This is a genomic window from Klebsiella oxytoca, from assembly GCF_009707385.1.
In the GTDB taxonomy this organism is placed as follows: Bacteria; Pseudomonadota; Gammaproteobacteria; order Enterobacterales; family Enterobacteriaceae; genus Klebsiella; species Klebsiella oxytoca_C.
Window position 1 is genome coordinate 3,099,292 of the sequence record NZ_CP046115.1, and the last position, 12,618, is coordinate 3,111,909.

Below are 12,618 nucleotides of genomic sequence, written 5' to 3' on the forward strand. Positions count from 1 at the left end.
TCCGGACAGATGCGCAGCATCGCCTCCGGGATCGGTCTCTTACGCCAGCAGCTTTTCCACCAGCGCCGTCCACAGCGCCACGCCGTGCGGAATCAGTTCATCGTTAAAATCATAGCCAGCATTATGCAGCGGCTTTGAAGGCGTCTCGCCATCGGTGCCGATCCAGAAATAGGCGCCCGGGCAGACCTCCAGCATGCAGGCGAAATCTTCCGACGCCATGGACGGATTACCGTTCCATATCACCGCCGACTCACCCAGCAGCTCGCGCGCCACGTCGCGAACCTTTTGCGCTTCTGCCGGGTGGTTAGTGGTCACCGGATAACCGGGATACCAGGAGATTTTGCCTTCCACGTCCGACACCTGCGGCTGGGCGGCGACATAGCTCTCAATAAGCCCCCTCACCCGATCCCGCACCTGGTTGTTGAGGCAGCGGAAGGTTCCGCGCAGCACGACTTTGTCCGGCAGCACGTTAATCGCCTCGCCGCCGACAATCTGGGTAATGCTCACCACCGTTGACTCCTGCGGCGACAGGCGGCGGGAAGGTATGGTTTGCAACGCCATAATCAGCTGCGCCGCGGCGACAATCGGATCGGCTCCGCGCTCCGGCATCGCCGCGTGGCAGCTCTTGCCGGTCAGAGTGATTTCAAACGCATCGAGAGAGGCCATCATTGCCCCGCTGTTAATCGCCACCTGGCCCAGCGGCATACCCGGCCAGTTATGCAGCGCGTAAATGGCATCCATCGGGAAGCGCTCAAACAGCCCGTCCTCCACCATTTTGCGCGCGCCGCCCAGGTTCTCCTCGGCGGGCTGAAAGATAAAGTGAACGGTGCCGCGAAAGCGGCGGGTTTGTGCCAGATGCGCCGCTGTCGCCAGCAGCATCGCGCTGTGACCATCATGGCCGCAGGCGTGCATCACGCCCGGATTTCGCGATTTATAGCTGACATCGCCCAGTTCAGTTATCGGCAGCGCGTCCATATCGGCCCGCAGGCCAATCACCGGACCTGGGCCGTTCTCCAGCGTCGCCACCACCCCGGTACCCGCCAGCCCGCGATACACCGGAAGCCCAAATGAGGCGAGCAGCTCAGCCACCCGGCGCGAGGTTTCCTGTTCCTGATACCCCAGCTCAGGGCAAGCATGAAAATCACGTCGCCAGCGAATGGCCTCAGCGATCAGTGAAGAGGATACTGCCATGTCTTACTCCTTTCCTGCACAGCATCAGCGCTGAACCAGTGTTTTATGCAATTCTTTGGCACTACGGGTAACCCGCTAGCCTATTGGTTATATCCTGTCGCCCGCTCGCTGACAACTTCCGCCAAACCCAGCGCCAGCGCGCCCGCGCGCGGCATCCCGCCTGCACTGCGTTTTTTTGTAGTCATATCAACGGTGACATAAGGCGTGCGATTAATTATTATGCAGCTATACTGGCATTTTGCCGAACAATTCACTCTTCAGACCTCCTTAACCGGAAATAAAATGTTCAACCCAGAGCAGAATCGCCTTGCCCCCACGCTGGCGATGATCATGGCGGCTTCATTAGTGGGATTTATCACCGGATACACGGTGCCTTTAATCAGTCTTGAGCTGGCCCAACAGCAAATAGATACCATTTACGTCGGCCTGCTGGCCGCGCTACCGCCAGCGGGGATGATGATCTCCTCCTTCCTCTCACCTGCGCTGTGCCGGCGCTTCGAGATGGGGCTTCTGCTCTCCGTTAGCCTGGTGGCGCTGGCGGCGGCTACGATCGCCTCCTGCCTGTCGTTTGATATGATTCATCTCCTGCTACCGCGTCTGGTTACCGGCCTGGCTTCGGGGATGATTATTGTTATTGACGAAAGCTGGATTACCGGCGGCGCGGCGGGTAAGAATCGGGCAACGCTGACCGGTATTTATGCTTCCGCCTTTACCGGCTGCCAGCTGGCGGGGCCGCTGCTGATCTCCGCCGGAGAGGCGTATCAATCCTGGACCCTGCTGCTTGTCGGGCTGGTGACCCTCGCCTGCCTGCTGATGCTGCGTCATCTGCCTTCCGGCAGCCGCGAGCGGCTTGCTGAGCGCGCCAGCTGGCGCAGCCTCGGCGCCTTTTTACCGGTGCTGGCTTCCGGCGTCTTCTGTTTTGCCTTTTTTGATGCCAGCATTCTGGCGCTGCTGCCGTTGTATGGGATGGATAAAGGGCTAAGTGAAGTCACGGCGGTGCTGCTGGTAACGGTGGTATTGACCGGCGACGCCGTATTCCAGGCGCCGCTGGGCTGGATTGCCGACCGCTTCGGCATCCGCCGCGTACATCTGACCTGCGCGGTGGTCTTCTGCCTCGCCCTGCTGGCCCTGCCGTTTCTACTGGCGTCGCATATCCAGCTGATTGTCGGCTGCCTGCTTCTCGGCGCCGCGGCGGGGGCGCTCTATACTCTGTCGCTGGTTCGCGCCGGGAAAACCTTCTCCGGGCAGAAGCTGATTATGATCAACGCCCTGCTGGGGTTCTTTTGGTCTGCGGGCAGCGTGGCTGGCCCGGTGGTCAGCGGTTTGCTAATCAGCGTTTCGGGCTATGACGGCCTGCTGATTACGCTGTTTGCCAGCGGCGCGCTGTTCCTGCTGATTCAGTGCCTGGGTAAAAACGAAAAAGCGCTGCTGGCCAACGAACGCGAGCGCGAAGAAGAGATGGACGATATTAGCGAGGCGGCGCAGTAGCGCTTAAGGGTCCGGTAGTCACGCTTTAAGAGGACGAAAGCGCTTTCACCTTCCGTAAGATCTTCTCCCCGGCGGCGCAGCCGCGCGCCGGGGTCGTTGTCGATTACAGCACTTTACTCAAAAACTCGGCGGTACGCGGGTTAGTCGGCGCGCCAAAGATCTGCGCCGGTTTACCCTCTTCCTGAATGATGCCCTGGTCGATAAAAATAACCCGGTCGGCCACTTCGCGGGCAAAGCCCATTTCGTGGGTCACAATAACCATCGTCATCCCTTCGCTGGCGAGATTTTTCATCACCTCCAGCACGTCGCCCACCAGCTCAGGATCGAGCGCCGAGGTGGGCTCATCGAACAGCATAATCGATGGCTTCATCGCCAGCGCCCGCGCGATGGCCACGCGCTGCTGCTGGCCGCCTGAGAGGCTGGAGGGCCAGGCGTCACGCTTGTCGCTCAGCCCAACCTTCGCCAGCAGCTCTTCCGCCAGATGCGTCGCCTCCGCTCGCGGCATACCGCGCAGGCTCATCGGGGCCATAATCAGGTTTTCCAGCACCGTTTTATGCGGAAACAGATTAAAACGCTGAAAAACCATACCGACGCTTTCCCGCATCTTATTAAGGTTGGTGGCGCGATCGTGGACGGCAAAGCCGTTCACCTCAACCTCGCCTTCGCTGACGGTTTCCAGCGCGTTCATGCAGCGCAGAAAGGTGCTTTTTCCGGAACCGGACGGGCCAATAATGCAAACCACTTCCTGCGGCTTGATGTCGCAGCTGATGCCGCGCAGAACGTGGCTGTCGCCGAAGCGCTTGTGCAGATTGTTAATGTGAATCACTTTTGCCAAACCTCTTTTCCAGACGGTTAACCAGCTGCGCCAGCAGGAAAGTAATAACCCAGTACACCAGAGAGATGGTCAGGTAGGGTTCCCAGTAGGTGGCATAAGCGCCGGAAACGGTGCGCGCGGCGTAGGCCAGGTCCGCCAGGCCGATGGCCGACGCCAGCGAGGAATCTTTAACGATGGCGATAGCGTTGTTGCCCAGCGGCGGCAGAATGCGGCGAAACGCCTGCGGCAGAATCACCTGACGCATGGTTTTCCACCACGGCATTCCCAGCGCGCGGGAGGCTTCCATTTGCCCCTTATCGATCGACTGGATCCCGGCGCGGAAAATCTCCGATACGTAGGCCCCGGCGTTCAGCGTAATCGCCACGATGCAGGAGAGAAACGCGCCGTAGTTAGAGCGCAGCTCGCGGGCAAAATCGGCGCTCATCATGCCGCTGGTGACCAGCAGTCCGTCGCGGGGGTTGATAAACAGCGGCACCAGCGCAAAGTGCACCACCATAATTTGCACGAACAGCGGCGTGCCGCGGAACGCGCTGACGTAAAAGCGCACCGGAAACTGTACCAGGTAACGCAGAACGTATTTCCATACCCCGTGCTCGGCTTTCGCCATTCGCCCCAGCCCGAGGGTTAACCCCCACAGGGTGCCAAGGATCACGCAGATAATGGTACATTTAATGGTCATCAGGGCACCGTCCATAAACAGCGGACCGTACTCCTCAATGATCTCCCAACGGAATCCCGTCATAGCCCTTCCCTAAAAAATACGGCTATCGTCAGAGTCGATAGCCGTGATGTAAACAACAATGCGAATTACTGCGCTGGCAGCGTCGGGACGTTCTCGTCAAACCAGGTTTTATAGATTTTGGCGTAGGTGCCGTCAGCGATGATTTTCTGTAACCCGGCGTTGATTTTCGCCTGTAGTTCGCTGTTGCCTTTGGCGACCGCAATACCGAAATACTGACGCTCAAATTTGGCATCCGGCACCAGCTTGAACTGCTTCTCCGGGTGCTGCTTGATGTAATATTTCACCACGCCGACGTCGCCTACCGCCGCGCTCACGCCGTCTTCAAACAGCTCCTGCAGCATCAGCGGGGTATTATCAAAACGCTTGATTGAGGTGCTGTTCTTGCCGAGCACCTCGGAAACCACAATATCGCCGGTGCTGGAGTTCACCACGCCGACTTTCTCGCTTTTCAGCGCTTCAAGAGAGGCCACTTTCGAATCCGCCGGCACGACAATTGACTGTTCGGCCGGGAAATAAGGGGCAGAGAAGTCAACCATTTGCTTACGTTTATCGGTGATGGTGATCCCGGAGATAATAATGTCGCGATCGCCGGTGCCGAGGGTGGCGAAAATCCCTTCCCACGGGGTATTAACCAGTTTGATATCAAAGTTTTCCGCTTTAGCGATCGCTTTGATGATATCGATATCAAAACCTTCCAGCTGTTTCTGGCTGTTCTCGAACTCAAACGGGCGATAGGTTCCGCCGGAGCCCACCACGTAAGTTTGTTGTGCCGCGTGGGCGGTGCCGATCATTGCCGCGACCAGGCAGCATGCTTTCATCAAATTCTTAACCATGACAACTCCGTTTTATGCATTAATTTTGCATAAAAATACACACAGTCAGCATAGCATGCAACCGGAAACCGTTCCGTCGGTAAATTATCTGCCGTTTAGCTTCTTTTACCGCCTGACTTACCAATAGCCCGATGTAATTCATCGATCCGCTTCATCGATTTCACCGTTTTTTGCGGCGCGGTGGAGGCCACCGACAGCACGATCATCTCCAGGCAAACCAGCACCGTCCCGTGCAGCGGCACCCGCCCGTTATCGCCGCCGCGCGGCACGTTTATCACCACCTGCGCCTCCTGGCTAAAGCGAGAGTCCAGCGCCTGCGTGAGCAAAATCGCCGGGATCCCCAGACGCCGGGCCTCGCGTAAGGTGGTCATTCCCTCCCGGTGCGGCGACTTTTGCCCCATCATAATCAGCACATCGCCGCGCTGCAGGCCAATCAGCTGCTCGGCGAGGCTAAAGCCGGTGCGATTCATTACGTACGAAGGGAGGCCGATGCGGTTCAGCAGCCTGGCGGTATATTCCGCCAGAATACCCGAGGCGCCGATCCCGAAAATCCCCACCTGACGGGCGTCGGTGAGCAGCGCCACCGCCTGGGCCACCGCCGCGCGGTTGTCGGGGCGCGACAGCACTTCGCAGGCGCGCTGGTGCCCTTCAAGCACGAAATTGATGCTCGAATCGACATCGCTGGAGAGCGCACCAACCGTCGAGATCATCTTTTCCGACGAAGTCACCGACGGGCCAAACCAGCGCTCCATAGTCTGCTTCAGTTCACGTAGTCCGGCGAAACCGAGCGCCTGGATTGCGCGTACCACCGTGGCGTCCGAAGTATTGGTCGCGTTCGCTATCTCCATAGCCGTACGCTCCAGCACCGCTTCGCGGTTATCATTGATATAGGTCACCACCGCCAGCAAACGCGGCGACAGCTGGTGCGCGCGGGCGCGAAAACGTTCGCCGAACAGGTCAACCCGCCCCTTCTCTCTTTTGATCACCGTTTTCATTTCAGCCCCTCGGGCAAAGGCCGACCGGCAATATGCGACTGCACCTGGGCGACCATCAGCGACAGCGCGGCGTAGGAGTTAGAGATAACCTCCTCGCGCGGCAGCAAAATATAGCGCCCGGTGCGGCAGGCGCGCATAAAGTCGCACCAGCCGGGCATCACGCCCTCCATCGCCTGCAGCTCATCCTGCGGCCTGCCGCCGGTATCGGAACGCCAGGTGGCAAACACGAAATCGGCGTCCAGCGCCGGCAGCTGCTCGGCGCTGACGTCAATACGCTGGCCATCGGGGATGTTGTCGATCAGCGGCGGAAAACGAAATCCGGCATCGCGCAGCACGCGGCCCAGCGCATGATAGGCGTGATGCACGGTAACCTTGCCGTTGTTGGCCTGAATCACCGAAACAACGATTTTTTGCGTGTCCACCATCGACTTCAGTTGGGCTATCTGCGCCTGATAGCGGCGTTCGAGAATCAATAGCCGCGGCTGGGTGCCGGTGAGCTGCGCCAGCTTGCTATAGATGCGCGGCGCGCTACCCTGCAGGTGGTCGATGCTGACCGTTGGCGCAATCTTCTCCAGCTGCTCCACCGAAACGTGGCGGCTGGGCTCGGTAATAATCAGATCCGGTTTCGCGGCGGCCACCGCTTCGAGGTCGATATCCGCCGTGCCGATAAACTGAATCGAGCTATTATCGAAATCAACGCCGGTTAGCTGCGCGCTGGCGCGTAAAAAGTGGCTGCCGTCCGGGCGGGTCCGGCCATGGCTGGCTACCGGCGGGACGCCAAGCTCGATCAGCGGAATGGTGATATCCAGGTCGTGCATTGACACAATGCGCTGCGGGTGTAGCGGAACGGTTACCGTGCGACCTAAGTCGTCGGTAAAGGTTTGCGTATCGGCGGCCGAGGCGACGCCCGCCAGCAGCACCAGCAGAGAAATGAACCAACGCATAGCGATCCTTTTTGATTTACAGGGCGTCACGACGACGCCACAGCAGAACGATAAAAAACGGACAACCGACCAGAGCAATGACGATCCCTGCCGGGATCTGCAGCGGCGCGAACGCCAGTCGGCCAATGGTATCGGTGACTAACACCAGCAGCGCGCCAATCAACGCGCTGCCGCAGAGCAGCGCCACCTGGCCGCCGCGCAGCAGAAAACGCGCCATATGCGGCGCCATCAGGCCAACGAAGCCGAGGCTACCGACGCAGGAGACGCTGGCGGAGGTGAGCAGCACCGGCGCGAAAAAGCGCAACAGGGTGAGCTGCTGCAGACGTACCCCGAGGCCGATGGCCGTGCGGTCGCCGAGCAGCGCCGCATCGGCGGCCCTGGCGGTCAAAAAAAGGATCAGCGCCCCGGGCAGCGCCCAGCAGAAGGCGACGGCCAGCAGCGGCCAGGTCGCCGCGTGCAAACTTCCCGCCAGCCAGATCATCGCCGTTTGTACATCGCGCACGTCGGCGGTGGTCATAAAAATACCGACCGCCGCCGCCAGCGTCCACGACACGCCGATGCCAATGAGAATAAAGCGCGGGCGCGAACAATCGCGGGCCAGCGCCAGAACCATCAGCGCCACCAGCACGCCGCCGAGCATTCCCGCCAGCGGCCGCCAGACCAGGCCCACCGCCGGGAAGAACAGCACCAGCGCCAGGACGACAATGCTGGCGCCCTCCTTCACGCCGATAAGCCCGGGATCCGCCAGACCGTTGCGGGTAATGCTCTGCATCGCCGCGCCGGCCAGGCCGAGCATCGCCCCGCACAGCAGCGCCATACACAGCCTCGGCAGGCGGATATCAAACAGAATAAATCGCTGCTGTTCGTCCACGTTTTGCCCACCCAGCAGCGCATGGAATAAAGTGCCGGAAGGCAGCGGGAAGCTGCCGCGGGTCAGGCTAAACAGCGCCAGCAGCAGGATAACGAGCAACATGCCGGCAGCGATTTTTAACGCCGCTGGCCGCAGCAAAAGATGCCGACCGCCGCAGGCAAACGGGCGAAAACCGGCGCGACGAACGGCGCTTTTCATTTAAAAAATCTCGCGGCGATAAAAATAAACACCGGCGCCCCCACCAGCGCGGTCATCGCGCCGGTCGCCAGCTCCTGAGGTGCCACCAGGGTGCGGGCGGCGATGTCCGCCAGTACCAGCACCAGGGCGCCAACCGGCGCGGCCAGCGGCAGCGCCAGACGAATATCTTCGCTAATCAGTCGACGCACCGCGTGGGGGACCACCAGACCGACAAAGCCGATCGGCCCGGCCACCGCCACCGCGGAGCCGCACAATAGCGCAATGGCGGCCAGCCCCAGCAGGCGGGTCTGAACGATTTTCACCCCCAGCCCCAGCGCGACCTTATCGCCCAGCGCCAGCACGTTCAGACGCGGCGCAATGATCAGCGCGATCGTCAGCCCCGCCAGCGCCGGAACCAGCGCAGCGCGCAGCGTTTGCCAGTTCAGTCCGGCCAGATCGCCCGCCAGCCAGGTACGCATCGCCAGCAGCGTTTGTTCATCAAGGATCAGAATCGCCGCCGTCACCGCCGAGGCAAACGCCGACAGCGCCACCCCGCACAGGGTAATACGCAGCGGGGTTACGCCGCCGCGACCGGATGACGACAGCAGCATCACGCCGCCAAACAACAGCGCCGCACCGCAGGCGGCGGTCAGCGGTCTGGCTAACGCCACGCCGCCGAGGCTAATGCCCAGCGCCGATGTCGCCACCACCGCCAGCGAAGCGCCGGCGTTAAGACCAAGAATATGCGGTTCGCCCAGCGGATTGCGGATCACCGTTTGCAGCAGCAGGCCCGCTACGCCGAGCGCCGCCCCGGTGAGCAGCGCCGCCGCCAGGCGTACCAGACGTAAATCAACGATAATGCGGTGATCGAAGTTACGCGGATCGTAATGGAGCAGCGCCTGAAGCACCGTTTGCGGGGCAATCCAGCGCGCGCCAAGACCAAGATGCACCAGCGAGCCGCCAAGCAGCAGTAAACTCAACAGTACCAGCGCCAGCCGTGGCCGGGATTGTCGGCGCGGCAGCAGCAGCGCGGAGGCGCTCATAAAGCTTTCTCCTCGCGGGCGCGGAACGGCATAAAAAAGGGCTTGCCGGTCTGCGGGTTAAGCGACATCTGTACGTCCACGTCAAAGACGGTTTTAATCAACTCCGGGGTGCAAATTTGCTGTTCATTAATCACCCCGGCAATCCGTCCTTTTTTGAGAAACACCAGCAGGTCGGCATAGTTCACCGCGAAGTTCAGGTCATGCAGGACGGTCACCACGGTGCGGCCGTGATCGCGAGTCAGGGTTTGCAGCAGTTCAAGAATGTCGACCTGATAGCGCAGATCGAGCCATGTAGTGGGTTCATCGAGCAGAATCGTCGCCGTTTGCTGAGCGAGGGCCATGGCGATCCAACAGCGCTGGCGCTGGCCGCCGGAGAGGCTATCCACCGGTAAATGGGCAAATTCGGCGGTACCGGTGAGTCGTAGCGCCTCTTCTACCGCCTGTTCATCGGCTTCGGACCATTGCCGCATCAGCCCCTGCCACGGGTAGCGCCCGCGTGAAACCAGTTCAAACACCGTCAGCCCTTCCGGCGTTAGCGGCGATTGCGGCAGAATGCCCAGCCGCCGGGAAACCTCCCGGGTCGGCATCTGATGTATCACTTCACCGTCCAGGCGTACGCAGCCGCCCAGCGGCTTGAGCATCCGGGCGATGGTCGACAGCAGCGTCGATTTACCCGAACCGTTGGCACCGGCCAGCACCGTCATTTTCCCGTGGGGGATAGTCAGATGAATATTGTCGACAATTAGCGTCTGGCCATATCCGGCCGACAGGGAATCAAGGACGATCCCCTGCTCTGCAGGCAACACCCGCTGTGGCATAACTCGCTCCCGCGCCGCAACGGCGTGGCTGCATGCCCGCGCGTTCCGCACTCAAACAAAAATAAATCTCATTCTCTTTTGATCATGCGGTGGATGAATGTAGTAGTCAATACCCCGCCACTGCGTAAGTTTTAGCGGTCTGCCACTAAAGACCGGATAATTTGAAATAGATTTAATCATTAATAAAAACAATTAAATAGATACTTAATCCGCTGCCTGTTCCGCGCTAATTATTTGATTATTTATCTCGCCGATTTTTTAGCTTACATAACGTTTACTACTACATTTCTTCGTGATTGAATGATTCTCAATTACATATCTGCGCGCCTTCTGGCGTAAAAAACAGATAGATTTATTTTTCAGGGCAATGATTTTATTGGCTTTACCTCCCGCAAAGGCGAGGTTCGTTCACGAGAAACAAAAATGATTCCATTAAATGTCCCTTTTTCGGCATTAAAAGGGCGTGCGCTTTTTTCACTGATTTTTTTCACCTCACCGGGATTGCTGGCTGCGGAAAATAGCGCCGATAGCGCAAAGAAAAGCGCAGATGAAACCATGACGGTGGTGGCCGACGGCAGTCAGCAAAACGCCACCAACGGCTATCAGCCGCTCAATTCTTCGACCGCCACGTTGACCTCCATGCCGCTGCTGGATATTCCGCAGGTGGTCAATACCGTCAGCGAGCAGGTGCTCGAGGATCAGCACGCGACGAACCTCGATGAAGCGTTGTATAACGTCGCCAACGTGGTGCAAACCAATACCCTCGGCGGAACCCAGGACGCCTTCACCCGCCGCGGCTTTGGCGCTAACCGCGACGGCTCAATCATGACCAACGGCCTGCGTACCGTACTGCCGCGCAGCTTTACCGCCGCCGCCGAACGCGTCGAAGTGCTTAAAGGTCCGGCCTCAACGCTGTACGGTATTCTCGACCCCGGCGGATTAATCAACGTGGTGACCAAACGCCCGGAGCGCAGCTTCGGCGGCTCCGTCTCCGCCACCTCCACCAGCTTTGGCGGCGGCAGCGGCCGGTTTGACGTTATCGGCCCAGTCGAAGGAACACATCTGGCGTACCGGGTGATTGGCGAATATCAGCATGAAGACTACTGGCGTAATTTCGGCAAAGAGAAGAGCAGCTTTATTAACCCCTCCCTGAGCTGGTTCGGCGAGCGGGCGACGGTAAACGTTTCGTATTCACACCGTAACTACAGCACCCCGTTCGATCGCGGCACCATCTTCGATCTGCATACCGGTCATGCGGTGAACGTCGATCGTAAAACCCGTTTTGATGAACCGTTCAACATTACCGACGGTTATTCCGATCTCGCGCAGCTGAATGCCGAATACCGCCTCAATGACGCGTGGACCGCCCGCTTTGATTACAGCTACAGCCAGGATCACTACAATGATAATCAGGCTCGCGTGATGGCTTATGATTCGGCGACTGGAGGCCTGACCCGCCGCGTCGACGCCACCCACGGTTCAACCCAGAAAATGCACTCTTCGCGAGCGGATTTACAGGGTAACGTGGTTATTGGCGGCTTCTACAACGAGATCCTCACCGGTCTGGCCTATGAGAATTACGATCTGCTGCGTACCGATATGATCCGCTGTAAAAACGTGAAGGGATTCAATATCTATAATCCGGTCTACGGCACGGTTGGCAAATGTTCCAGCGTTTCGGCATCCGACAGCGATCAGCGTATTGAACAGGAGAGCTACGCGGGCTACGTGCAGGACGCGCTCTATCTTACCGATAACTGGATTGCCGTTGCCGGGGTACGCTACCAGTATTACACCCAGTACGCGGGTAAAGGCCGCCCGTTTAACGTCAATACCGACAGCAGCGACCGGAAATGGACGCCAAAAGTGGGCCTGGTGTATAAGCTGACGCCGTCCGTTTCGCTGTTCGGTAACGTGGCGCGGTCGTTTATGCCGCAGTCCTCGATCGCCAGTTATATCGGCAACCTACCGCCGGAAGAGTCCACGGCGTACGAGCTGGGCGCAAAGTTTGAGCTGTTCAACGGCGTCACCGCCAATATTGCGCTGTTTGATATTGATAAGCGCAACGTTCTCTACACGGAATCCGTGGGTGATGAAACCGTGGCGAAAACCGCCGGTAAGGTGCGCTCTCGCGGCGTCGAAGTCGACTTGGCCGGATCCTTGACCGATAACCTGAGCGTCATCGCCAGCTACGGCTATACCGATGCGAAGGTCACCGACGATCCGGATTACAAAGGCAAACCGCTGCCGAACGTGCCGAAACACACCGGTTCGCTGTTCCTGAGCTATGACATTCATAACGTCTACGACAGCAATACGCTGACGGTGGGCGGCGGCGGTCGCGCGGTGAGCAAACGTTCCGGGACCAACGGCGCGGACTATTATCTGCAGGGCTATGCGGTGGCGGATATATTTGCGGCCTATAAAATGAAGCTGCAATATCCGGTCACGCTACAAGTCAACGTGAAGAACCTGTTCGATAAGACGTATTACACATCATCTATCGGCACCAATAATCTCGGTAACCAGATCGGCGACCCGCGTGAAGTGCAGTTTACGCTGAAGATGGATTTTTAAACCCCACCCCAACCCGGATCGCGGCGCGCCGCGCCTTATCCGGGCTACAGCACGTCGGACTACTCTGCTCCGGTAGCCCCGCGAAGCGCAGCGCGAGCGGGGGA

General features: G+C 59.1%; 10 protein-coding genes and 1 pseudogene. 2 read left to right on the forward strand and 9 right to left on the reverse strand.

Features of this window, described 5'->3' with window-relative positions:
- Positions 1-39: 39 nt before the first annotated feature.
- On the reverse strand, positions 40-1,191 hold the full coding sequence (locus tag GJ746_RS14445) for a M20 aminoacylase family protein (RefSeq protein WP_154680836.1): 1,152 nt from the start codon (positions 1,189-1,191) through the stop codon (positions 40-42).
- A gap of 282 nt (positions 1,192-1,473) precedes the next feature.
- Here GJ746_RS14445 and GJ746_RS14450 point away from each other — a divergent pair, with 282 nt between their 5' ends.
- Positions 1,474-2,679, forward strand: a complete 1,206-nt coding sequence (locus GJ746_RS14450; RefSeq protein WP_154680837.1) for an MFS transporter — start codon at positions 1,474-1,476, stop codon at positions 2,677-2,679.
- Between the two features lie 103 nt (positions 2,680-2,782).
- Here the strand turns inward: GJ746_RS14450 and GJ746_RS14455 are convergent, their stop codons facing one another.
- The 8 genes and pseudogenes from GJ746_RS14455 to GJ746_RS14490 form a co-directional block, all read right to left on the reverse strand.
- Positions 2,783-3,505 (reverse strand): amino acid ABC transporter ATP-binding protein, encoded by a 723-nt coding sequence (locus GJ746_RS14455; protein WP_154682732.1) that lies wholly within the window; start codon positions 3,503-3,505, stop codon positions 2,783-2,785.
- Entirely contained in the window at positions 3,492-4,256 is a 765-nt protein-coding gene (locus GJ746_RS14460) for an amino acid ABC transporter permease (protein WP_004113535.1), read from the reverse strand. The genes GJ746_RS14455 and GJ746_RS14460 overlap by 14 nt, the downstream gene beginning before the upstream one ends.
- 65 nt (positions 4,257-4,321) lie before the next feature.
- Positions 4,322-5,089, reverse strand: coding sequence for a basic amino acid ABC transporter substrate-binding protein (locus GJ746_RS14465; RefSeq protein WP_154680838.1), 768 nt, complete (start codon positions 5,087-5,089; stop codon positions 4,322-4,324).
- 95 nt (positions 5,090-5,184) lie between these two features.
- Positions 5,185-6,084 (reverse strand): MurR/RpiR family transcriptional regulator, encoded by a 900-nt coding sequence (locus tag GJ746_RS14470; protein WP_154680839.1) that lies wholly within the window; start codon positions 6,082-6,084, stop codon positions 5,185-5,187.
- Positions 6,081-7,054 (reverse strand): annotated as a pseudogene (locus GJ746_RS14475) (ABC transporter substrate-binding protein); the annotation flags it as partial. The pseudogene GJ746_RS14475 and the gene GJ746_RS14470, both read right to left, overlap by 4 nt.
- Positions 7,045-8,097: a FecCD family ABC transporter permease gene (locus GJ746_RS14480; protein WP_154680841.1), complete on the reverse strand. Its 1,053-nt coding sequence runs from the start codon at positions 8,095-8,097 to the stop codon at positions 7,045-7,047. The pseudogene GJ746_RS14475 and the gene GJ746_RS14480, both read right to left, overlap by 10 nt.
- A complete protein-coding gene (locus tag GJ746_RS14485) occupies positions 8,094-9,119 on the reverse strand; it encodes a FecCD family ABC transporter permease (RefSeq protein WP_154680842.1) in 1,026 nt (341 codons plus the stop codon). Before GJ746_RS14485 ends, GJ746_RS14480 begins: the two co-directional genes overlap by 4 nt.
- On the reverse strand, positions 9,116-9,937 hold the full coding sequence (locus tag GJ746_RS14490; protein WP_154680843.1) for an ABC transporter ATP-binding protein: 822 nt from the start codon (positions 9,935-9,937) through the stop codon (positions 9,116-9,118). The genes GJ746_RS14485 and GJ746_RS14490 overlap by 4 nt, the downstream gene beginning before the upstream one ends.
- 555 nt (positions 9,938-10,492) lie before the next feature.
- On the opposite strand from GJ746_RS14490, the gene GJ746_RS14495 reads away from it, so the two are divergent.
- Positions 10,493-12,514 (forward strand): TonB-dependent siderophore receptor, encoded by a 2,022-nt coding sequence (locus GJ746_RS14495; protein WP_154682733.1) that lies wholly within the window; start codon positions 10,493-10,495, stop codon positions 12,512-12,514.
- The last annotated feature ends 104 nt before the right edge of the window (positions 12,515-12,618 follow it).